Source organism: Corynebacterium sp., from assembly GCF_030538285.1.
Lineage (GTDB): Bacteria > Actinomycetota > Actinomycetes > Mycobacteriales > Mycobacteriaceae > Corynebacterium.
Genome location: NZ_JAUNUG010000042.1, coordinates 1 through 21983, shown reverse-complemented (window position 1 = coordinate 21983; position 21983 = coordinate 1). Strand labels below are relative to the sequence as shown.

At 65.3% G+C, this 21983-nt stretch carries 26 protein-coding genes; 8 read left to right on the top strand and 18 right to left on the bottom strand.

The window, feature by feature from the left end:
- The coding region (locus Q4G50_RS12000; protein ID WP_368660629.1) for an LGFP repeat-containing protein at positions 1-908 on the top strand (908 nt) is incomplete at its 5' end.
- 320 nt (positions 909-1228) lie between these two features.
- Entirely contained in the window at positions 1229-1474 is a 246-nt protein-coding gene (locus Q4G50_RS11995) for a hypothetical protein (protein WP_303377884.1), read from the top strand.
- Positions 1475-1757: 283 nt separating this feature from the next.
- Here Q4G50_RS11995 and Q4G50_RS11990 read toward each other — a convergent pair whose 3' ends face one another.
- Together Q4G50_RS11990 and guaB are read right to left on the bottom strand one after the other, a co-directional pair.
- The gene (locus Q4G50_RS11990) at positions 1758-2909 is read right to left on the bottom strand and encodes a GuaB3 family IMP dehydrogenase-related protein (protein WP_303377883.1); all 1152 of its coding nucleotides are present in this window, start codon (positions 2907-2909) and stop codon (positions 1758-1760) included.
- Between the two features lie 99 nt (positions 2910-3008).
- A complete protein-coding gene (guaB, locus tag Q4G50_RS11985; protein WP_303377882.1) occupies positions 3009-4529 on the bottom strand; it encodes an IMP dehydrogenase in 1521 nt (506 codons plus the stop codon).
- A 121-nt stretch (positions 4530-4650) separates the two neighbouring features.
- Between guaB and Q4G50_RS11980 the strand changes: the two genes are divergently transcribed.
- Positions 4651-5022 (top strand): DUF5319 domain-containing protein, encoded by a 372-nt coding sequence (locus Q4G50_RS11980; protein WP_303377881.1) that lies wholly within the window; start codon positions 4651-4653, stop codon positions 5020-5022.
- Here the strand turns inward: Q4G50_RS11980 and Q4G50_RS11975 are convergent, their stop codons facing one another.
- Both Q4G50_RS11975 and Q4G50_RS11970 read right to left on the bottom strand, forming a co-directional pair.
- The gene (locus Q4G50_RS11975; protein WP_303377880.1) at positions 5023-5823 is read right to left on the bottom strand and encodes a hypothetical protein; all 801 of its coding nucleotides are present in this window, start codon (positions 5821-5823) and stop codon (positions 5023-5025) included. It abuts the gene before it with no gap.
- A complete protein-coding gene (locus Q4G50_RS11970) occupies positions 5823-6419 on the bottom strand; it encodes a sigma-70 family RNA polymerase sigma factor (RefSeq protein WP_303377879.1) in 597 nt (198 codons plus the stop codon). The genes Q4G50_RS11975 and Q4G50_RS11970 overlap by 1 nt, the downstream gene beginning before the upstream one ends.
- 287 nt (positions 6420-6706) lie before the next feature.
- Between Q4G50_RS11970 and Q4G50_RS11965 the strand changes: the two genes are divergently transcribed.
- Entirely contained in the window at positions 6707-7024 is a 318-nt protein-coding gene (locus tag Q4G50_RS11965) for a WhiB family transcriptional regulator (RefSeq protein WP_303377878.1), read from the top strand.
- Between the two features lie 56 nt (positions 7025-7080).
- Here the strand turns inward: Q4G50_RS11965 and groL are convergent, their stop codons facing one another.
- The 8 genes from groL to Q4G50_RS11925 all read right to left on the bottom strand — a co-directional run bounded on the left by groL (position 7081) and on the right by Q4G50_RS11925 (position 14244).
- Entirely contained in the window at positions 7081-8697 is a 1617-nt protein-coding gene (gene groL / locus Q4G50_RS11960) for a chaperonin GroEL (protein WP_303377877.1), read from the bottom strand.
- Positions 8698-8702: 5 nt separating this feature from the next.
- The gene (groES, locus tag Q4G50_RS11955; protein WP_085549482.1) at positions 8703-9002 is read right to left on the bottom strand and encodes a co-chaperone GroES; all 300 of its coding nucleotides are present in this window, start codon (positions 9000-9002) and stop codon (positions 8703-8705) included.
- 153 nt (positions 9003-9155) lie between these two features.
- Positions 9156-9587: a hypothetical protein gene (locus Q4G50_RS11950; RefSeq protein WP_303377876.1), complete on the bottom strand. Its 432-nt coding sequence runs from the start codon at positions 9585-9587 to the stop codon at positions 9156-9158.
- A gap of 206 nt (positions 9588-9793) precedes the next feature.
- Entirely contained in the window at positions 9794-10831 is a 1038-nt protein-coding gene (gene tsaD, locus Q4G50_RS11945; protein ID WP_303377875.1) for a tRNA (adenosine(37)-N6)-threonylcarbamoyltransferase complex transferase subunit TsaD, read from the bottom strand.
- Between the two features lie 100 nt (positions 10832-10931).
- Positions 10932-11399, bottom strand: coding sequence for a ribosomal protein S18-alanine N-acetyltransferase (gene rimI, locus Q4G50_RS11940; RefSeq protein ID WP_303377874.1), 468 nt, complete (start codon positions 11397-11399; stop codon positions 10932-10934).
- Positions 11399-12061: a tRNA (adenosine(37)-N6)-threonylcarbamoyltransferase complex dimerization subunit type 1 TsaB gene (gene tsaB, locus Q4G50_RS11935; RefSeq protein ID WP_303377873.1), complete on the bottom strand. Its 663-nt coding sequence runs from the start codon at positions 12059-12061 to the stop codon at positions 11399-11401. Before tsaB ends, rimI begins: the two co-directional genes overlap by 1 nt.
- A gap of 15 nt (positions 12062-12076) precedes the next feature.
- Complete coding sequence (locus Q4G50_RS11930; protein ID WP_303377872.1) at positions 12077-12562, bottom strand: hypothetical protein; 486 nt, start codon at positions 12560-12562, stop codon at positions 12077-12079.
- Between the two features lie 68 nt (positions 12563-12630).
- Positions 12631-14244, bottom strand: coding sequence for an aspartate:alanine exchanger family transporter (locus Q4G50_RS11925; RefSeq protein ID WP_303377871.1), 1614 nt, complete (start codon positions 14242-14244; stop codon positions 12631-12633).
- A gap of 124 nt (positions 14245-14368) precedes the next feature.
- Here Q4G50_RS11925 and Q4G50_RS11920 point away from each other — a divergent pair, with 124 nt between their 5' ends.
- The 4 genes from Q4G50_RS11920 to Q4G50_RS11905 all read left to right on the top strand — a co-directional run bounded on the left by Q4G50_RS11920 (position 14369) and on the right by Q4G50_RS11905 (position 17524).
- Positions 14369-15817 (top strand): tryptophanase, encoded by a 1449-nt coding sequence (locus tag Q4G50_RS11920; RefSeq protein ID WP_303377870.1) that lies wholly within the window; start codon positions 14369-14371, stop codon positions 15815-15817.
- A gap of 282 nt (positions 15818-16099) precedes the next feature.
- A complete protein-coding gene (locus Q4G50_RS11915; protein WP_303377869.1) occupies positions 16100-16843 on the top strand; it encodes a hypothetical protein in 744 nt (247 codons plus the stop codon).
- Between the two features lie 67 nt (positions 16844-16910).
- Positions 16911-17033, top strand: coding sequence for a hypothetical protein (locus Q4G50_RS11910; protein ID WP_303377868.1), 123 nt, complete (start codon positions 16911-16913; stop codon positions 17031-17033).
- 35 nt (positions 17034-17068) lie between these two features.
- The gene (locus tag Q4G50_RS11905) at positions 17069-17524 is read left to right on the top strand and encodes a hypothetical protein (protein WP_303377867.1); all 456 of its coding nucleotides are present in this window, start codon (positions 17069-17071) and stop codon (positions 17522-17524) included.
- Here Q4G50_RS11905 and tsaE read toward each other — a convergent pair.
- The 6 genes from tsaE to glmS all read right to left on the bottom strand — a co-directional run.
- Positions 17521-18012 carry a tRNA (adenosine(37)-N6)-threonylcarbamoyltransferase complex ATPase subunit type 1 TsaE gene (tsaE, locus tag Q4G50_RS11900; protein ID WP_303377866.1) on the bottom strand — a complete coding sequence of 164 codons (492 nt, stop codon included), beginning with the start codon at positions 18010-18012 and terminating at the stop codon, positions 17521-17523. The two genes, Q4G50_RS11905 and tsaE, sit on opposite strands and share 4 nt — an antisense overlap.
- Positions 18009-19109: an alanine racemase gene (gene alr, locus Q4G50_RS11895; protein ID WP_303377865.1), complete on the bottom strand. Its 1101-nt coding sequence runs from the start codon at positions 19107-19109 to the stop codon at positions 18009-18011. The genes tsaE and alr overlap by 4 nt, the downstream gene beginning before the upstream one ends.
- 5 nt (positions 19110-19114) lie before the next feature.
- Entirely contained in the window at positions 19115-19510 is a 396-nt protein-coding gene (locus Q4G50_RS11890; protein WP_303377864.1) for a type II toxin-antitoxin system VapC family toxin, read from the bottom strand.
- Complete coding sequence (locus Q4G50_RS11885; protein ID WP_303377863.1) at positions 19507-19800, bottom strand: type II toxin-antitoxin system prevent-host-death family antitoxin; 294 nt, start codon at positions 19798-19800, stop codon at positions 19507-19509. The genes Q4G50_RS11890 and Q4G50_RS11885 overlap by 4 nt, the downstream gene beginning before the upstream one ends.
- Before the next feature lie 29 nt (positions 19801-19829).
- The gene (locus Q4G50_RS11880; RefSeq protein ID WP_303377862.1) at positions 19830-20894 is read right to left on the bottom strand and encodes a maleylacetate reductase; all 1065 of its coding nucleotides are present in this window, start codon (positions 20892-20894) and stop codon (positions 19830-19832) included.
- A 118-nt stretch (positions 20895-21012) separates the two neighbouring features.
- Positions 21013-21983 (bottom strand): glutamine--fructose-6-phosphate transaminase (isomerizing) (gene glmS, locus Q4G50_RS11875; protein ID WP_303377861.1); only part of this gene is annotated, 971 nt, incomplete at its 5' end.

Here is a 21983-nt window from a genome sequence, read left to right as displayed (position 1 = left end):
CCCACGGCCCTCAGGTCGCCAGCATCAACGGAGCCATCCTCGACAAATGGCTCGAAATCGGCGGACCCAACAGCGACCTCGGCTTCCCCATCGCCGACGAAGCCAAAACAACCGACCCCATCGGACGCTTCAGCATCTTCCAGAATGGCTCCATCTACTGGCATCCCAACACGGGCGCGCATTCAATCACCGAGCCAGTGCTCTCGGAATGGGCAGCCTCCGGGTACGAACTGGGAGAGTTCGGATATCCAGTGGCCGAAGCACAGGAAGACGGGGACTTCTCTACCCAGAGTTTCCAAAACGGACACATTGATGCCGCGAAGCTCAACCCACTTATGGCTGCAATCACCACCCCCTACATCCATTTCGACTCTCCTGCACTTGCCGAAGAGTTCTTCAACCGAGTCGAACAAGGTTTGGAACAACTATCCTCGTCCGAGGAGCTTTGGTCGCAGGCAGAGAACCACGTCACAGCGATGACCGTTCAGGCGGCAGCGAAAAGGTACGGACCATGCGAGCTTGAAGCCGAGAACCCCCACGCAAGGAAGAGCGGCAATTTCAATACAGTCGGATTTAAACCGGTTACGCGTTGCCAAGGGCCCGTGATCAGTGTCAGGCACAAGAGTGATCTGCGGTACAAGTGGTACCAATGGTGGCATAAGGCGCCGAGCATTAACGGGGTATCCGATTTCAATCCAGAAATGCGTTCGGGAAGCCAGGTTCCTGCCAAGCACCGAAACCGGGGATTCACACACGACTACACCACCAAGATCTTGAGTCAGAGTTGCGAAGGAAAGGTAAAAACCCTTTTCATCGGAGTCACCGAGGGGACGATTGTGACAAACACTGGCACCTACTATGCCAGAAGTTACAGCAGGCCGACTTCAGCAGAATGCGAGGTACCTTAACCTCTGGGCGCGAGTAACGAGAGGGGAAGACTCAAAAAAGGGAGTCCAATGGTAGACCGTCCTGCAGTATCAAATGCTCCCATCAAAAGACCCGGGAGGTCCATATTATGACGAGGCTCATTCTCGCGTATCGCCGACGCACTGTCCATCGCGGATCTTCCCCCGACGATCCTTCACACCATGATGTGATCTGTGCTGCTTTCTGGGAAAAACAGCAAGTGAGGACTCTAGAGACTGAAGCACGTAGGCGAGGGTACGAAATCTGGTGGGAAGAAGTTCCCGTCCGCAGTCAGGTTTACACACAGAATCCTCCAACATCCGTGTACGTGCTTTTTCAAGGCGGAATCGAACAACGTCATCCCGAAGCGCTAGAGATCGCCGATCCAGTCGGACAGGCGGCCTATTTTACACAGCAAGATGTACAGCAGTTTCTGGGGAATAACCCGAATTGGGAATGGGGGGACGTGTGGAAATTGCCCGTTCCCTGGCAAAGTCCCTATGCCCTGAATCCGTTTCCTAAAACGCGATACAGCGGCTTCCCGGCGGACTATGAATTTTCTCCCTAGACTACCCCCCCTCCATCGTGAAATGGTTCACCGACGAGACGACAAGAAGCTGTCAACCCTACAGGGCAATGCATTCCACAGATGTAAGCGTTAAAGGGGCTCTTCACTATGGGGCCGCGAGGCTTTGAGCTAACCGGTGCTTCTGGTATCTGGTATTCGATCCTCATCCCCTCCCCCGCCCTTGCACCCTCCCAAGGGAAGATCAGCCCGCTCCGCTTTTGCGGCGAGCGGGCTGATCATGAAGCAGTGAGGGTATCCCCTTAACGAACAGAGCGCGCAAATGTCACCGCTTGACCGCCAGCCCCACCTTCTGGAAGGACTTCAGGTCGGTGTACCCGCACTTGGCCATGGCGCGGCGCAGGCCGCCGACGATGTTCTGGTTGCCGAAGGCCTGGGTGGAGGGGCCGTGGAGGATCTTCTCCAGGCTGGGGGTCTCCACGCCCTCGAAGTAGAAGCCCTCCGGCGGCTCGACGAGGCCGCGCGGGAAACGCGGGTGGCCGGCGACGGCGGGCCAGAAGGATCCGCCCGCGGCGGCCTCGGCGGCGGGAGCCAGGGTGGTGCCGAGCATGACGGCGTCGGCGCCGCAGGCGATGGCCTTGGCCACGTCACCGGAGGTCTCGATCTCACCGTCGGCGATGATGTGCACGTAGCGGCCGCCGGTCTCGTCGAGGTACTCGCGGCGGGCAGCGGCGACGTCCGCGATGGCGGTGGCCATGGGGACCTCGATGCCGAGGGCGAACTCATTGGTGTTGGTGCCCCCGCCGACGATGATGCCTGCGGCGCCGGTGCGCATGAGGTGCATGGCGGTGGTGTAATCGGCGACGCCACCGGCAATCACCGGAACCTCGAGGGATCCGATGAATTCCTTGAGGTTGAGCGGCTCACCACCGGTGGCGACGTGTTCAGCGGAGATCATGGTGCCCTGGATGACCAGGATCTCGGCCCCCGCCTTGATCACCAGTGGGGCCAGCTCGCGGGCACGCTGCGGGGAGACGCGCACCGCGACGGTGGCACCGGAGGCACGGACCTCGGCGATGCGGTCGGCGAGCAGGTCCTCGTCGATGGGGGCGGCGTGTAGCTCCTGCAGCAGGGCAATGGCCTGCGCACCGGTGACGTCGATGTTCTCATCGGAGGTGACAGCCTCGACGACGCGGGATACGGCGGCGTCGAGGTCCGCCTGGCGGCCCCACAGTCCTTCCGCATTGATGACGCCGAGTCCGCCCTGCTTGTCCATCTCGATGACGAAGTCGGGGCTGGCCAGTGCATCCGTCGGGTGTGACATGACGGGGATGCCGAAGGTGTAGGCGTCGATGTGCCAAGTGGTGTCGACGTCGCTGGAGGAGCGGGTGCGCCGCGACGGGACGATGGAAATGTCCGACAGGCTGTAGGTGCGGCGGGCCTCCCGGCCCACGCCGATCTCGACGTAGTCACGCATGGTGGCGGTCCTTTCTGTTAACCGGATCAACTCTACCGCACACAACACAGGCCGGGGCCCCTCACGCGGGGTACCCGGCCTGGCGGCGGAAAGAGCAGACTAGTGGTAGTTCGGTGCCTCGACGGTCTGCTGGATGTGGTGCGGGTGGGATTCCTTGAGGCCCGCGGTGGAGATCTGGACGAACTGCTTGGTCCACAGGTCGGCGATGGTGGCGGAGCCGGTGTAGCCCATGGAGGCGCGCAGGCCACCGACGAGCTGGTGGGTGATCGCGTCGATGGAGCCGCGGAACGGGACGCGTCCCTCAATGCCCTCGGGCACGAGCTTGTCTTCGCTCTTGACATCGCCCTGGAAGTAGCGGTCCTTGGAGAAGGAGCGCTTCTCGCCGGTCAGGCCGCGGCCCTGCATGGCACCCATGGAGCCCATGCCGCGGTAGCGCTTGTACTGCTTGCCACCGACGACGACGACGTCGCCGGGGGCCTCGGTGGTGCCGGCGAGCATGGAGCCGAGCATGACGCAGGAGGCACCGGCGGCCAGGGCCTTGGCGATGTCGCCGGAGTACTGCATGCCACCGTCGGCGATGATCGGGACGCCGGCGGCGTGCGCCGGGACGGCGGCCTCCATGATGGCGGTGATCTGCGGGGCGCCGACACCGGCGACGACGCGGGTGGTGCAGATGGAGCCGGGGCCGATGCCGACCTTGATGGCGTCGGCGCCGGCGTCGATCATGGCCTGTGCGGCGGAGCGGGTGGCCAGGTTGCCGCCGACGACGTCGACGCGGTCGCCGAAGTCCTTCTTCACTCGGGAGACCATCTCGAGGACGCGGTTGTTGTGGGCGTGGGCGGAGTCGACGACCAGTACATCGACGCCGGCCTCGACCAGGGTGCCGGCGCGGTCCCAGGACTCGTCGCCGGTGCCGATGCCAGCGGCGACGAGCAGGCGGCCCTGGTCGTCCTTGGAGGCATTGGGGTGCTGCTCGGTTTTGACGAAGTCCTTGACGGTGATCAGCCCGGCGAGCTTGCCCTGCTTATCGACGATCGGCAGCTTCTCCACCTTGTTGGCGGACAGAAGCTCCAGTGCCTGCTCCTTGGTGACACCCTCCGGGGCGACGACCAACGGCATCGGGGTCATGACCTCGGCGACACGGCGGTTGATGTCCGGCTCGAAGCGCATGTCACGGTTGGTGCAGATGCCGACGAGGGTGCCGTCAGCGTCGACGACCGGCAGGCCGGAGATGCGGAAGCGGGCACACAGCGCGTCGACCTCGCCGATGGTCATGTCGGGGGTGGCGGTGACCGGGTCGGTGACCATGCCGGACTCGGAGCGCTTGACGATCTCCACCTGACCGGCCTGCTCTTCCGCGGAGAGGTTACGGTGCAGCACGCCGAGTCCACCCTGGCGGGCCATGGCAATGGCCATGCGCGCTTCGGTGACAGTGTCCATCGCGGCGGAGATCACCGGCACGCCGAGGCGGATGTTGCGGGTGAACTGGGTGGAGGTATCAACCTCGCTGGGGATGATGTTGGATTCTGCCGGCAGCAGCAGAACGTCATCGAAGGTCAGGCCCAGCAGGGCGATCTTGTCCGGGTTGTCTCCGCCGGTGGACACACGCTGATCGGTCATGGAAATGTGGCTCCTTCGCACTGTGAGGCTTCCGCAATGCCTTCACCTTAGTGCCTTTTCACCGCGGACTGGTAGCGGCAGTAAATTGCCCATTAAGCAGGTCCCCAATAGGGTGACGAGTGTGAACTACGACTCGCATATGCCGCTGGACCCGTTCGCCGATGATCCCAATGATCCGGCGTCCTTCCTCGATCCGGATGAGCCGGCTCCCCCGCTCTCGGATGAGGAGCGCGCGCACATCACCGAGGACCTGGCTCTGGTCAGGCGCTTCCGCGAGCATCTGACGCCGCACGGCATTCTGGGCATCTTCTTCCTCTGCGAGGATTGCGATGACCTGCACTACTACGACTGGGACATCATGGCCGCCAACATGGTGGCCACCCTGCGCGGTGAATTGGCCCCGGTGCATGAGCCGTCCATGGAGCCCGATGTCAACGCGTACGTCCCGTGGGAGTACGCGGCGGGCTTCCTCGACGGGCTCGGCGCCCGCTAGTTACTCCTGGATCTGCGGGGGCTGCAGCGTCGGGAGTTCCTCGCCGCCACCCGGATTTCCCGGCAGGAGCGGATCCGGCAGGGGGCTCGGCTCGGTGGGGACCGGCAGGGGGTTGGGGCGCACAGGGGCAGGGCCTTCGGTGACCGTGACGGTGGCGGTCTCGGTGTGGTGGGCCGTCTCGGTGACGGTCTCGGTGGCGGGCTCCGCCTGCCCGGTGGCGGGGGTGGTGACGGTGGTGGTCACGGTTGCCTGCTCACGCGGGACGCGCTGGGTGGTGGTCGTGGCCTGTTCGTCGCGGACGTTGCTCACCATGCGGCGGGCTTCCTCGAGCAGGGCGCGGGTGCCGTCCATGTCCCCTTCGGCGGCGCGGGAGTCGATCTCCTCGAGCGTGCCGGCGAGTTCCACGACGGCGGCCCGGTCACTGAACAGCGCGCTGGACACGCCCCACAGCGGGGATTCGGGGGTCGCGTTGTAGAGCAGGGAGCCGGAGCCGGCGATGACGAGTGTGGCAGCGGCGGCACCGAGCAGACCGGACACGAACGGGCGGCCGGCCCGAGCGCGACGTCGAGAAGCAAGCGAGATCACGACAGGTTCCTCATCAGCACCCTCGATCAGGGGTGCCGGGGGCATCTGCTTCTCTACATCATCGCGCAGTTCCAGGAACAGTGCGGCGAGTTCATCCGCACCATCGGAGGGGTCGTTGCCCTGCGAGAGCTCAGTGAGAAAGGCATCATCATCCACCAGCGGTCCCAGCTGGGTAGTGATGTCACCTTCGTTGGCATTACGGTGCCTACGCTTCATCACTTCACTCCTTCATTCCTTGTGACCTGGGCGTTCGCGGTATCGGCGTCCAGGGTCTTGCGCAACGTGGCCAGTGCCCGGTGCTGTGCTACTCGCACGGCGCCGGGGGTGCTGCCCACAACCGCGGCGGTTTCTTCCGCCGACAGTCCGACGAAGACACGCAGGATGACAATGTCGCGAGCCTTCTCACTTAATGAATCGAGCAGAACCCTCACTCTGTTACTTCCGTCTGCTGTGAGGGCGTAATCTTCGGGGGTGTCTACCTCATTGGCGGAGTCCGGAACCTCGTCGGTGGGCAGCGAATGATCGCGCGCCATCGAGCGGTGCGCGTCGGCGACCTTGTTGAAGGCGATGCCGTACACATATGCCATGAACGGTCGGCCCTTGTCGACGTATTTGCTTATCGACGTCGCCACCGCCAGGCAGATCTCCTGGGCAATGTCTTCAGGTGTCGGGGTGCGACCACCGCCGATACGGGCGCGCGCATAGCGCAGCACCATCGGATGGATGATGGCCATGATGCGTTGGAGGGCCCGGCGATCACCGTCGACGGCCAGCGGCACCAGCTCGGCCAGCTCGTTTTCGGTTTCGCTCACGTTTACTCTCCTCCATTGAACGGGCGGCCCCAGAATACCCTCTTCCCGCCGCAATCGAGTTTCATTCCGCCAATAACGGGACCATGACTAATGCACCGAAAGTTCATTAAGCGTTCACCTTGAGCGTTTGCGCTGGTCACGCGGGTGTGTTTACAGGGCTTTCCGCAAGGGCAACCACGAGGCCACGATCAAGACACCATTTGTTCACCACCGGGGTCCACACTCCTCAATTGCATCAGGCATCCGGCCACCACGCCGGATCGTGAAAGAGCTGAGGAGAACAGAACATGTCACAGCCCCACCTGCTTCCCGGACCGAACGCCGATTTCTGGGATTGGCAGCTCCACGGCGCCTGCCGTGGCGAAGAGTCGGATGTGTTCTACCACCCGGACGGCGAGCGGGGCCGCGCCCGCGCCCAGCGCGAGAACCGCGCCAAGGCCATCTGCCACGCCTGCCCCGTCATCGCGGCCTGCCGCGAGCACGCCCTCCAGGTCGCCGAGCCCTACGGCATCTGGGGCGGACTGTCGGAGTCTGAGCGTCTCGCCGTCCTGCGCAGCCGCAGCGACCGCCAGAAGGTCCGCGTCACCGTCGCCGCCCGCGGCTGACACCCCAAGAGAAAAACCCGACCGGTGGGGGCCGGTCGGGTTTGCCTGCGTGTCAACTAGTGGTGGTGGCCGTGACCGGCGGCGCCGGCGGCGGCCTCCTCACGCTTGTTGACCACGGACGCCTCCGTGGTGAGTACCATGCGGGCCACGGACGCGGCGTTGACCACTGCGGAGTGGGTCACCTTGACCGGGTCGATGATGCCCTGCTCGATGAGGTTGCCGTACTCCAGGGTGCCGGCGTTGAAGCCCTCCCCGTTCGGCAGCTCAGCGGTGTGCGCGACGACGACGGCGCCGTCGAGGCCGGCGTTCTCGGCGATCCAGAAGCACGGCTTCGCCAGGGCGCGGGCCACCGACAGGATGCCGGTGCGCTGCTCGCCCTCGAAGTCCTCGGCCCAGGCCTTGAGTTCCTCGGCGATCTGGACGAGAGCGGAACCGCCGCCGGCGATGACACCCTCCTGCACGGCCGCGCGGGCCGCGTTGATGGCATCCTCGACGCGCAGCTTGCGCTCGTTGACCTCGGTCTCGGTGGGGGCACCGACACGGATGACGGCGACACCACCCGACAGCTTGGCCAGGCGCTCCTCCGCCTTCTCACGGTCCCAGGAGGAATCGGTGGTGGCGATCTCGCGGCGGATCTGCTCGCGACGGACCTCCACCTCCTCCGCGGTGCCAGCACCGTCGACGATGACGGTGTCGTCCTTGGTCACGGTGATGCGACGGGCGGAACCGAAGACGGTCGGGGTGGCCTCGTTGAGGTTGACACCGACCTCCGGGTCGATGACGGTCGCGGCGGTGACCACGGCCAGATCATCCATGAAGGCCTTGCGACGCTCGCCGAAGTACGGGGCCTTCACAGCGACGACGCGCAGGGTCTTGCGGATGGAGTTGACCACCAGGGTCTGCAGCGGCTCGCCCTCAATGTCCTCGGCGATGATGAGGACCGGCTTACCGGACTCGACGACCTGCTCCAGAATCGGCAGGAAGTCGGGCAGCGAGGAGATCTTGTTGCGGACCAGGAGCACCAGGGCGTCGTCAAGCACGGCCTGCTGCGTATCCACATCGGTGATGAAGTAGGGCGAGAGGAAGCCCTTGTCGAAGGAGATACCTTCGGTGACATCCAGCGAGGACTCGATGGACTGGGACTCCTCGACGGTGAGGACACCGTCCTTGCCCACCTTGTCCATGGCGCCGGCGACCATCTCGCCGACGACCTCGTCGCGGGAGGAGACGGTGGCCACGTTGGCGATCTCCGCGGAGGAGGACACCTCGGTGGCGCGTGCCTTGAGCAGCTCGACGGTCTTGTCGGCCGCCGCGGCGATGCCCTTGTTCAGCTCGACGGGGTTGGCACCGGCGGCGACGTTGCGCAGGCCCTCGGCGATAAGCGCCTGGGCGAGCAGCGTCGCGGTGGTGGTGCCGTCACCGGCGGCGTCGTTGGTCTGGATGGCGACCGACTTGACCAGCTGGGCGCCAAGATCCTCGAAAGGATCCTCGACATCGATGTCACGCGCGATGGTGACACCGTCGTTGGTGACCAGCGGGCCACCGAAAGCCTTGTCGAGCACGACATTGCGGCCGCGGGGGCCGAGGGTGACCTTGACTGCGTCGGCAAGCGTGTTCACGCCACGCTGGATGCCCTCGCGGGCCTCCTGGTCGAATGCGATGAGCTTTGCCATATCGACTACTTCTCGACGATGGCGAGCAGGTCACGCGCGGACAGGAGCAGGTACTCCTGGCCGTTGTACTTCAGCTCGGTGCCGCCGTAACGGGAGAAGATGACGGTGTCACCCTCCTTCACGTCGACCGCGACGCGCTCGCCCTTCTCATCGGTGCGGCCCGGGCCCACGGCAATGACGGTGGCCTCCTGCGGCTTCTCCTTCGCAGAGTCCGGGATGACCAGGCCGGAAGCGGTGGTGGTCTCGGCCTCGACGATCTGAACCAGGACCTTGTCCTCGAGCGGCTTGATGTTGACGTTTGCCACGATATTGCCTTTCGTGAAAAGTGAGTTGGATCTTCTATGCCGGTTGTGGTGCCAGCACAGCCGTCGTCGCGGGTGAACAACTGTGGGTGAAACAACCTGACTGGCACTCTACCTTCGCGAGTGCCAGCACTCAACATTCACGGTTGCCAGACGCTAGTCGACCTTGAACTCACCCATGTTGAGCACCGCCGCACGCCACAGGTGGTACTCCTCCGGCTGGTCCTCCTGGTAGTTGCGCACCGCGCGGATACCGTCTTTGACGCGGCGGATGTCATCGAGACCGATGTCCTCGCCCTCCGCACCGACGAAGATGACGGTGCCGCAGATGGCGGCGGTCGGGTCAGAGAAGAAGGAGGCGTCACCGGTGGCGGCGGCGTTGCGGCCGAGCGAGGCCACGGGGTTCGGTTCCGCGCCCTGCGCCTTGGCCTCCGGGTTGAACAGCGCAGCGTAGTCGGTGCCGTCCTCCTGGAAGGCCACCGCGACGCGGTCCTCGCTGACACCGCCCAGGAACTGGGCGGCCTGATCGAGCTCGAACTCGACGGTGTTGTGGGTGAGGTCAGGGCGAACCAGGAAACCAGTGATCATGAGAGGTCCTCTCCTTAGGGGAGTCGGCAGACAGGTCGCGTTCACCGTAACCCCGCAGGCCCCGGTCCGCAGCGCGAGTGGATCCGGGCCCTGGATAGGTATATCTCGGCAGGTATATCACCCCATGGATAGGTCGAGAGCCCGCCCGCTTGGGGGCCCTGGCTACTCGAGCTATACCTCTCGGGATATACCTGCCGAGATATACCTCAGGAGGCGACGAGCGGGATCTCCACTTCCAGCGACGGGTCGGTGCCCACGCTGAGCTCGCTGGCGCCTGCGCCCTCGTGGATGAGCTGGGCGGCCAGCGCGGCGATCATGACGCCGTTGTCGGTGCACAGCGATAAACGTGGCACCCGCAGCTCGATCCCGGCGGGCGCACAGCGCTGCCCCGCCAGCTCCCGCAGGCGTGAGTTGGCAGCCACTCCCCCGCCCAGCAGCAGCACCTTTGCGCCGACGTCCTGGCAGGCGCGCACCGCCTTGAAGGTGAGCACGTCACACACCGCCTCCTGGAAGGAAGCGCATACGTCTTCCACGGAGATGATCCGGCCCTCGCGTTCAGCGGCCTCGACGTAGCGGGCCACGGCGGTTTTCAGCCCGGAGAAGGAGAAATCGTGGCGGGAGTCGGACTTTTTCATCAGGCCGCGCGGGAAGGCGATGGCGTCGCGGTCCCCGCGTTGCGCCAACTTATCGATCACCGGCCCACCCGGATACCCCAACCCCAAAAGGCGGGCGACTTTGTCGTAGGCCTCGCCGGCGGCGTCATCAAGCGTGGATCCCAGCTCCCGCATCGGACGCCCCACGGCGTCCACCTCCAGCAACTGGGTGTGTCCGCCGGAAACCAGCAGCGCCACGGAGTGCGGCAGCGCCTCCCCCTCCAGGTTGGCCACGGCCACGTGCCCGCCGAGGTGGTTGACGCCATAGAAGGGGACGTCCCAGGCGGCGGCGTAGGCCTTCGCGGCGGAGGCCCCGACGAGCAGTGCGCCAGCCAGGCCCGGGCCGACGGTCGCCGCGACGGCATCCGGCTTATCGACGCCCGCCTCAGCCAGCGCCGCCCGCATCACCGGGCCCATCTGCTCCAGGTGCGCGCGTGAGGCGATCTCGGGCACCACGCCACCGAAGCGCGCGTGCTCCGCCATCGAGGAGGCGACGGTGTCGGCGAGGATGGTCACGGTGCCGTCATCGGCAAGCTCGACGATGCCGACGCCGGTCTCATCACAGCTGGTCTCCACACCCAGAACAATCATGGCCTTGAGGTTACCCCCCAGGCCAAAGAGCGTCACGGGAGATGGTGCGCGACGCCATCTCCTTGATGCGGTCACGGAGCTGGACCGGAAACTTAATGCGTCAAACCCCTCGTTCGCTTATCGACGCCCGCTTCATCGAATAAGCGTCCGCCCCCGAGGGCTGGTAGTAGCGCTTGCGTTCACCGATGATCGCGAAGCCGAAGGCCTGGTAGAGGGCGATGGCGGCGTCGTTGTCGGTACGTACCTCGAGGAACACTTCCCCATCGGCCCGATCAGCCAGTGCCATGAACTGATCCATGAGCAGGCGCCCGAGTCCGCGGCGGCGGTGCTGGGGGTCGACGCCGATGGTGTGGATTTCAAACTCCGGGTCGTGCCGCGGCCCAAGCTGGGAGATCCCGCCGTAGGCCAACAGCTCATCATCGTCGAAGATGCCGAGGTAGAGGTTGGCGGGCTGCGCGAACTCGACGACGAAGATGTCGCGGGTCCAGGGGTTATCGCCGGGGAAGAGCTGCTCTTCTAGTTCGGCGCAGCGGGCGGCATGTTCGAAGGTAAGTCGGCGGATTTCCACTACAGTTCCACCTCCGGGATGGCCGGGGATTTCGGCACCGCCTTCGGTGGGACGGCATCGGGGCGGCGCAGATAGAGCGGCACGAGCGGTTCCGGGGTGGCCGCCAGGTCGGCGACGGCGACCAGCGAGGCGGCATCGGGCGCGAAATCATAATGCGGGAGGTCGTGCAGAGCTTCCGACAGCTGCGCGGCGAGGTGTTCCGGCACGGAGATCACCTCGACGTCGTGCGGGAGCTTGAGCTCCGCAGGCTTATCGACGCCCGGCCCACCCGTGCGCACCCCATCCTCATAAGTAGCCCAGTAAACCTCCCGGCGGCGGGCGTCGGTGGCCACCAGCTGACGACCGGCCGGCAAACGGCGGGCAATCGCGTCCAGCGAGCACACCCCGTGGACGGGGATGCCGAGGGCGTCACCGAAAGCGGCGCCCGATGCCATCCCGACGCGCAGACCGGTGAAGGGACCCGGGCCACAGCCGACGACGACGGCGCCGAGGTCGGGGAAGGTGAGCGCGGCGTCGGCAAGCAGGGCACGCACGGTCGGCGTGAGCTGCTCATTATGCGCGCGTGTGCCCGGTATCACCCGGTCATGTGTGTCACCAGTGGTGGTGTCGACCAGGCCGGTGACCAGGTCGGGGGTGGAGGTGTCAATCGCCAGTACAAGCACGCCCCCAGCCTAGTGCTAGTTGAGCAGCGCCCAACCACCGTGCTCCATCTCGCCCAGCGGCAGCATGGCACGGGAGTCGATGTACTGGCCGATCGGGACGGTGCACAGGTCAATGTCGGCACGGTCCATGCGGTCGAAGGCGTGGCCGCCGTCAGCGGAACGCAGCAGGAGGTAGTTGGTGTCCTCGGGGACACCGCTACCGCCGAGCTTCAGCTCAGAGGCGTCGACGTCATAGGTCTGGGCGATGCCCTGCTCGCTTTCGAAGGGGCAGATCACGGCCGCGGCGATCCATTCCTCACCGTAGACATCCGCCGGTACGACACCGGTGATGGCCTGGCCATTCGCTTCTGCGGAGGACACCGCCTGCTCGAGGGCACCGGAGTTGGTGAAGCGGGTCTCTGCGCCCGTGCCCATCCGGGAGCCAATGAGCAGCGCCAGGATGCCGATCCAGGCGACGATGACGATGGCGATGAGCAGGCGGGCGGTGGTGGACAGGCGCACAGATGACTCCCTTGGTAGTGGTTTCAGACCCTGCCACCGTACTCCCTCATCCTGGAAGGTTGCTGTATCTACAGCAGAAGCAGGAGAAGTATCTGGCTGGCGATGATCTTGCCGATCATCGCCGTCGGGTAGACCGTGGCGTAGCCGCGGGTGGCCAGCTCAGTGCCGGTCTGCCCGTTGAGGTAGGAGATGATTGCCGGGTTGGTGGTGGCACCGGCGGCCACGCCCATCGATTCGTCCCAGGTCAGGCGCAGGATGAACATGCCCACTACCGCGCAGATGAGAGCGGAGGCGACGGTGATGAACAGGCCGGCGGCCATGATCGTGAGCGAGGAGGGGTCGGTGAGGGCGTCTTTGAAACCGGCCCCGGCGGTGGTGCCCACGCCCGCCAGGAAGAGGGAGAGTCCCAGCGTGTTGAGGGTGTTCACCGCGTGATAGGGCATGGTCCAGGTGATCGGGCCGGTGCGGTGCAGCGCACCGAGGACCAGGCCGGCGACAATCGGCCCGCCACCGAAGCCCAGCGAGAGGATCGATCCGCCGGGCAGCGGGATCGGGATGGAGCCGAGCAGTAGGCCACCGAGCAGTCCGAGGGCGAAGGGCAGCAGGTCCGGCGCCGCCAGGGATCGTTCGGAGTCGCCGAGGAAGGCGCGGACCTCGGCCATACGATTGGGCGGTGCGACGACACGGACCCGGTCGGAGTAGTTGAGCACATCACCGGAGTGCGGGACCTCCTCGGCGTCACCGCGGCGGATACGCGCGATCTGAAAACCAGCGCTAAGGGTGTCCAGGTCGGAGATCCTCCGCCCCACCACCCGCGGGTTGGACACGGTGACCCGCTTATAGACGAGGTCAGTGCCTTCGATGCTCACCTGCGCCGGGTGACCGAGGGTGCGCTGCGCCTTCTCGATGGCCTCCCGGGTGCCGTTGATGAGCAGCACCATTCCTTCGTGCAGCCGGTCGGTGGGCGCCGCCAGGGTGTGGTCATAGGGGCCGTGGACGATGCGGGTGGCGATGATCTCCGCACCCGCCAACGTGGGCAGCTGCGCCACCGTGCCCTGCACCCCGGGGCCGATGACCACCCCGTCCCACTGCAGCGGCGCGATGATCAGACCCTCCTTCTTCGCGTCCGCGACGTGGTCCACTCGGAGAAGTTTCGCGCCGATCGCAGCGACCAGGATGGAACCGACGACAGCGCCGGGATACGCCAGGGAGTAACCGATGACGGGCTCGCCGGCGCGGGTGGCGTCGATAAGCGAACCCGACTCGACCATATCGACGATCGCGGCCATACCCGGCGTGGAGGTCAGCGCGCCAGCGAACATGCCGGCACCCAGCAGCTCGCCGAGACCCAACGCCTGAATCACCCCATAGGACACGCCGACCAGCGTGACCAACAGTGCCACCATGAACACCGTCAGCCGCCACCCGCGGGAACGGAACTCCGCGAAGAACTGCGCTCCGGCGCTTAATCCGATGGCGTAGACGAACATCGCCAGGCCCAGCTGGTAGAGCAGCGGCGGGATCTGGATCTCCGGATTCGCGGTGGACACCCCCAGGGCGACGAACAGCACGGCGGCCGCACCCAGCGAGATTCCCAACACCCGGATCTTGCCCAGGGCGAGACCGACGGTGAGGATCGCGATAAGCGCGACAAGGGGCTGGGCGGCGAGGAAATCCAACACGAACCCCATTGAACGCCGGGGGGAGGGCGCGAGCAAGCTTTAGCCGATCTCCCCTGCCTGTGGCATGCGTGAAAGAATGAAAAGCGGTCTTGCCTGATTTCTTTCATTCCTAATAAGGAGTCCCATGTCGAAGGTGACATTCTTCCGCGGCCAGCAGCTGCCGCTTGAGATGCACAAGGTCCGCATCATCCAGAAGCTCACGCTCTTGCCGATCGAAGAGCGGCAGGAGGCGATGGCCGAGGCCGGGTACAACACCTTCCTCCTGGAGAACAAGGACGTCTTCCTCGACATGCTCACCGACTCCGGTGTCAACGCCATGTCCCAGGACCAGCAGGCCGCCATGCTCATGGCCGATGATGCCTACGCCGGCTCCGCCACCTACACCCGCCTCTACGACAAGCTCGTGGAGATCTTCGGCATGGAGTACTTCCTCCCCGCCCACCAGGGCCGCGCCGCGGAAAACATCATCAGCCAGGTGATGATCCGCCCCGACACCCTCGTGCCGATGAACTACCACTTCACCACCACCAAGCAGCACATCACCGTCAACGGTGCGGAGGTCGTCGAACTGGTCATCCCGGAGGGCCTCGAGGTCACCTCGGATCACCCTTTCAAGGGCAACCTCGATGTCGGCGCGCTCCGCGAGCTTATCGACGCCCGCGGCGCCGACGCCCTGTCCTACGTGCGCATGGAGGCCGGTACCAACCTCATCGGCGGTCAGCCGTTTTCCGTTCAGAACCTGCGAGAGGTCTCCGAAGTGTGCCGCGAGCACAGCATCCCGCTCGTGCTGGATGCCTCCCTGCTGGCCGATAACCTCTACTTCAACAAGGTCCGCGAGGACACCTGCCTGGATAAGTCCATCCGCGAGATCACCCGCGAAATCGCCGACCTGTGTGACGTGCTGTACTTCTCCGCCCGCAAGCTCGGCTTCGGCCGCGGCGGCGGCATCTGCATCCGCGATGAGGAGCTGTACAAGCAGATGCGCGGTTACGTGCCCATGTTCGAGGGCTTCCTCACCTACGGCGGTATGTCCGTCCGTGAGATGGAGGCCATCACCGTCGGTCTCGAGGAGACCATGGATGAGGACATGATCAACCAGGGTCCGCAGTTCATCGAGTACATGGTCACCGAGCTGGACAAGCGCAACATCCCGGTGATCACCCCGGCCGGTGGCCTGGGCGCCCACGTCGACGCCATGCGCTTTGTCGACCACATCCCGCAGAACGAGTACCCGGCCGCCGCGCTGGCCGCCGCCCTGTACGTCTGCTCCGGTGTGCGCGGCATGGAGCGCGGCACCATGTCCGAGGCCCGCGACGCCGATGGTGTCGAGCCGCTGGCCGACATGGAGCTGGTCCGCCTGGCCATGCCGCGCCGCGTATTCACACTCTCCCAGGTCAACTACGTCATCGACCGCCTCGACTGGCTGTACCAGAACCGCACCCTGATCGGGGGCCTGGAATGGGAGGAGGAGCCGGAGATCCTGCGCTTCTTCTACGGTCGACTCACCCCGAAGACGGACTGGCTGGAGAAGCTGGTGGCCAAGTTCCGCGAGGACTTCGGCGAGTCGCTCTAACAAGGGGGCCGGGGGGCTCGGGGGAGGTGGGGAGGTCTGCACGCGCGGGGTCGTGCCGTCACCGCATTCACTCCAGTCACATTTTCAACCCACCGAATGGCGCAGATGCAAGCCATTCACCAACATTGCCAGGCAAGGCACCCCCATATTAGGGTAACGTCTGCCCTCCTACGGTGCACTTTCTCGTCGCACCAGCCACAGAAGTCTCAACCTTCACTTTAGTGTCGTACTCTTGGGGACCATAAGAAGTCGGCCCCCAGCTTTTTCCGAAAGAGAACTGTGATGAACAAGGCAACCGCGGCAATCATCGCCGGTACCACCATCTCCCTGCTCACCCTGCAGATCCCCACCGCCCACGCCGAGGCCGACGAGATCCTCGAGATCGGCGATAAGTGCTTCGTCGAGAAGGTCGTCACCGAGGAGAAGGTCATCGCCACCGAGACCGTCGCCCAGCCCACCGAGCGCGAGGGCGACTGGCAGATCGGCGAGATCGAAGGCCCCGAGGGCTGGACCTTCGGAGAGGTCAAGGAAGGCGAGACCACCGTCAACGCCCGCATCCCGGGCGACACCCCCACCGGCGAGTACACCGTGAAGGCCTTCCACTACGGCTACAACAAGAACCAGATCACGGAGTTCATCACGTTCGAGGTCGTCGAGCAGGACGTCACCGAGTCCCGCACCTGGACCGAGCGCGAGGAAGTTCCCTGCGCCAGCGACGTCGATGGTGATGAGACCACCAACGGCAACGAGGACGAGCTGACCTCCGAGGTGCTGTCCGACGAGCGCACCAACTTCGTCGACTACAAGGTCCTCGCCCAGCAGCAGGCCGCCACTGCCCCGGCTCCGGCCGCCGGCACCGCCACCGCCCCGGTGGCCTCTACCCCGGCCGCCGAGGTCACCCCGGCCCCGGCCGCGCAGCAGGTCCAGCTCGCCGACAACGGCACCTCCGGCACCCTGGTCGCCGTGGCCGTCGGCCTGCTGGCCGCAGCGGGTGGCGCGCTGCTTATGTTCCGCCGCCGCGCTTAAAGCCACACCCTAGAGTCGCAGCCCGAACTCCTTTTCCACCAGCTCATACGCCGCCGCCATCCTTGTGATGCGCGGCGGCGCTGTGATGAGCAGGGAAGGCGAGCTCAACCTGGCCGCCGCCCGAACCCTGCAGGCCGCCCCGGCGGTGTGGCGCCCGGTTCGCCGAGCGGGAACGGGCACCAACGCTTAGGGTGTGGGGTGCTCGGCCTCACCTCAGGAGGAAACATGACCATTGAATCGTTCAGCCACGTCCTGTCTGCCGCACTCGTCGAGACCCTCGAGCACCACACCGATCGCCTCCCCGGCGACAAGATCTACGGCGCGACCCTTATCCGTACCGGTGCCACCCTGCACCCGTCCTTCAACGTCCTCGCCGACCTCGGCGATGACACCAGCCCGGCGTCCCGCTGGTCACCCGCGGAAACCGGCATCGCTTTGTCGACGCCGCGTCTGGCCGAGGTCTGCTCTCTTTTCGACGCCCACCTCGACGCCACCCCCGCCTTAGCCCGGGCCCTGGGCTCACACCCCGTGCGCCAGTACTTCACCCGCCTCGGCGCCGAGCCGATCCTCTACCTTTTCGACAACTCCACCGGCCGCATCGAGCACACGTCCTTCACCAGCCTCAATGCAGGCCGCGAATCGGAGCCCTATTACCTGCAGGCGGCCCGTCTCGCCGTCTAGTCCGCCTGCTCCACCCAACGCCAGCTGATGATCCGCGCCTCCGACTCGGGGTCGCGGATCACTGCTGTCTCACGGTCAAAGGAGACGAGTAGGTAGCGCTCGGCGATCTGCTCCACCAGGCCGCCGCCCCATTCGGCGACGACGACCGCGTCTTCCAGCTCAGTGTCCAGGTCGAGGGCGTCGAGTTCCCCCAGCGGATCCCCGGAGGAACCCTCCCCCAGCAGCCGGTAGGCGTCCAAGTGGATCAGCGTCGGGCCGTCGACGGTGGAGCGGTGTTCGCGGGCGATGACAAACGTCGGGGAGGTCACCCGCCCCTTGACCTGCAGGCCGCGGGCCAGGCCTTGGGTGAACGTGGTCTTGCCGGCCCCGAGCGGGCCATCGAGGATGACCACGTCCCCGGCGCGCAGGCTGGCCCCCAGTTCCGCGGCGAACGCCTGGGTATCGGCGGCAGTGGGAAGCTCACGGGTGCCCTCGGGCGGGAAGGTCACAGCTCGATGCCTCCCTCGTATTCGCGGATGGTGCGTCCGGTGGGGCGGCAGACGATCTCGTAATTGATGGTGTCGGTGGTCTCTGCCAACTCGGTGGCACTCATGCCGCCCTCACCGAAAAGGACAGCCTCATCGCCCGGCTGGACACCGAACTCATTGCGCCCGAGGGACACCACGATCTGGTCCATGCACACCCGCCCCACCTGCGGGTACAGCTTGCCGCCGATACCCACCTGCAGTTTGCCCTGCCATGCGCGGGGCACACCATCGGCGTATCCGGCCGGGACCACAGCCAACCAACCATCTTCTTCCGCGGTCCAGGTGTGCCCGTAGGAGGTGGACTCCCCCGCCTTGACGGGCTTGACCACGGTGATCCGCCCGATCCAGCTCATGGCGGGCTTCAATCCGGGATCCACCCCCGGGATCGGCGAGAGCCCGTACAGCGCCACCCCGACACGGACCAGATCATGGTGCAGGTCCGGGCGGGTGAGAGTGGCCGGGGAATTGCACAGGTGATTCTCCGGCACCGCCAGCCCCAGCGAGTGCGCCAGGGTGATCGCCCGCTCCAGCGCTGCGGCCTGCTGCTCATTGGCCGGGTGTTCCGGTTCATCGGCGCAGGCCAGATGGGAGAACACTCCGGTGACGGTGAGGTGATCGGCATCACGCAGCAGGGTGAACACTTCTGCCCAGTCGGCCTCATCGACGCCCGAGCGGTGCAGCCCGGTGTCAACCTTGACGGAGACGCGGGCGGGGACGGCGGCGTCGACAAGCGCGCGGGCATGTTCCACTGAAGGAATACCAAGACGGATGTTCAGCGACAGTGCCTCCGCCACATCCTGCTCCGGGGACCAGATCCACGCCAGGATCGGCTTGGAGATGCCGTGATTACGCAGTGTCACCGCCTCATCGAGGGTGGCCACCCCGAAGCAGTCCGCCCCGTGCTCCGCCATGACGGCCGCCACCCGCTCCACGCCGTGTCCATATGCATCGGCCTTGACCACCGCCATGAGTTTGACATCCTCACCCACCAGATCCTTGAGCAGGCGGGTGTTGTGGGCGATGGCGTCTAGATCGATGCGGGTGGTGAGGAGATCCATGGCTGTTATTGTGCCACTCCCGGTGATACGGGGCTCAGTCCTGCCCTTTTCACTGCGGCTGCCAGCTGGCGATCGTAGGTGACCACGGTGATTTCAGCGCCCCGCTTCGCGGCAAACAACGCGGTCGCCAGATGGATCGCGTCCAGGCTTTTCAGGTGCTCGGTGAACCCGGCCGCCAGATCGATGATTTCATCGCTGATGGCAATGAGATCGACGCCGTCACACATGCTGCGCGCAGCCGCGGGTTCCACCCCTACCCGCACGCAGGCACGTGCGGCTTCGACGAGCAACAGGGAAGAAGACATCACATCGACGTGTCCGCGCAGAAAACGGATCAATGCGGCAGATTCAGCTTCTCGGAACAGCAGTTTGAATGCCGCTGAGGTGTCGAGGTAGATCACTCGTGCCTATCCTCCGCCAACAGATCAGCGGAGGCGATTCCTTCCGGCAGCTGCAGAAGCGGCCACCCCTCCTTCGGCCCCTCCGCCGTGGACCGCCATGCCGCGGGCCTGGCCAACCCCTCAGCCAACAGCTTCTCGACGACGCTCTCGGCCTCATAAGGGACAATCTTGGCCACGGGCTTGCCCCGGTCGGTCACGACCACGGAACGCCCCCTGCGCACGACATCAATGATGCGGCCAGATCGCTGGTTCAGCTCCCGGAGGGAGACCTTGTCAACCGGAACGGACACCACACACCTCCTACATGTAGAACATTAGCCTAGTCGGAGACATTTCCCCCGTCAAGAGCATTCTCCAGCAGGTGCGTGAGGTTTTCGCGCGTAACGTCCCGCGGGTTGTTGAACGGCACGACCTCCAGGGCCTGCTCAACAACATCCGGGATCCCCTCCGCAGTGAAACCAAGCGCGGCGAGGGAGCGCGGGGCGTCGAGAAGCCCATAAAGTTCTGCCAATCCCTCCACCGCCGACGCGGCACCGAAAGCCCTGGCCAGACGTTCTTCCGCGGCGGGTGCATACGGGGCATTGAAGGCGAGGACATGCGGCAGGACCGCCGCATGCGTCTGCGCGTGCGGAAGTCCGAAGGTTCCGCCGAGGATGTGACAGAGCTTGTGGTGCAGGCCGGAGCCGGCGGACGTCAACGCCACGGCGGAGAGATACGCGCCGTAAAGAGTGAGGTCGCGGCCATCAATACCCTGCGGGTCGCGGGTGATCAATGGCAGCCCCTCGGCGAGCGCCCGCGCCCCCTCCGTAGCTAGCGCAGCGTTGATGGGGTTGGCGCGCGGGGCCCACAACGCATCCACGCAGTGCGCCAGTCCATTGAGCCCCGACGCCACCGAGAGGTCAATCGGCAAAGTGAAGGTGAGCTGGGAATCGTAGATGACGGCGACTGGCAGGACCCGATCATCGGTACCGGTCTTCTTGCGCCCGCCCTCCGTCAGACCCCAGATGTTCGTGCCCTCGGAGCCGGCGTAGGTGGTGGGCACCGCGATCGAGGGAATGTTCTCGGTGAGCGACACCGCCTTCGCCAGGCCGATCACCGATCCCCCGCCGACGGTCACCATCAGGTCGATGCCGTGCTGCTTGACGACGTCCCGCGCCCTCTCCGCCACCTCCACCGGCACATGCTGGGCGGTGTCGGTGTGCCAGAGACAGACGTCGATAAGCTCGGCGACCTGCGCGGCCTGCTCCCGACCGCGTTGCGTGGTGATCACCATGATTCGGGCAGCCTGCAGGCGCGCCACCTCCTCGCGCAGATGCTCCGCGGCGCGGCCCGCGCCGAATAGAACGCGCTGGGCCAGGGTGTCATGGGTGAAGTTCAGGCTCATGCGGGCCAGGGTAGACCGCCGGTGGCTCAATCGTCAGGCGGATTCCAGATACGCGTCCACTGCCTTCCGAATGAGTTCAGACTCGCTTTCCCCCCAAGTCGGCGGGCCGCCGTTGGAGTTACTCCACGGTCACCGATTTCGCCAGGTTGCGCGGCTTATCGATGTCCTCGTTCCCGCACTCGCGCGCGATATCAGCGGCAAGGAACTGGAGCGGCACGGTAGCCAGGAGGGGCTGCATGATCGAGGAGGTGGCGGGGATCTCGATGAGGTAGTTGGCGAACTCGCGCACGGCCTCGTCGCCCTCCTCGGCGATGACGATGGTCTGCGCGCCGCGGGCCCGGATCTCCTGGATGTTGGACACAATCTTGGAGTGCAGCAGCTTCACACCACGCGGGGAGGGCACCACGACGACGACCGGCAGGTCATCCTCGATAAGCGCGATCGGCCCGTGCTTGAGCTCACCGGCCGGGAAACCCTCGGCGTGGATGTAGGCCAACTCCTTGAGCTTGAGAGCACCCTCAAGCGCCACGGGGAAGCCGACGCCGCGGCCGAGGAAAAGCATGGTCTGCACGGCGCCGAGCTCGTCGGCGATGGCGCCGACCTGCTCGCGGACGTCGAGAAGCTCCTCGATCTTGCCCGGGATCTCCTCGAGGGAGGCCCAGATCTCGGCGATCTCATCGGGGTACTTCGTGCCCTTGGCCTGGGCGAGAGCCAGGCCGACGATGTAGTTGGCGGCGACCTGCGCGAGGAAGGCCTTGGTCGAAGCCACCCCGATCTCCGGGCCAGCATGGGTGTACAGCACGGCGTCGGACTCACGGGGGATCTGGGAGCCGTTGGTGTTGCACACCGCGAGCACCTTCGCGCCCTGGGTCTTGGCGTGCCGGACGGCCTCGAGCGTGTCGGCGGTTTCCCCGGATTGGGAGATGGCGAGGACCAGGGTGCGCTCATCGAGCACCGGATCGCGGTAGCGGAACTCGGAGGCCACCTCGATCTGCACGGGGATGCGCACCCAGTGCTCGATGGCGTATTTGGCAAGCAGACCGGAGTGGTAGGCGGAACCGCAGGCCACGACGAAGACCTGGTTAATGG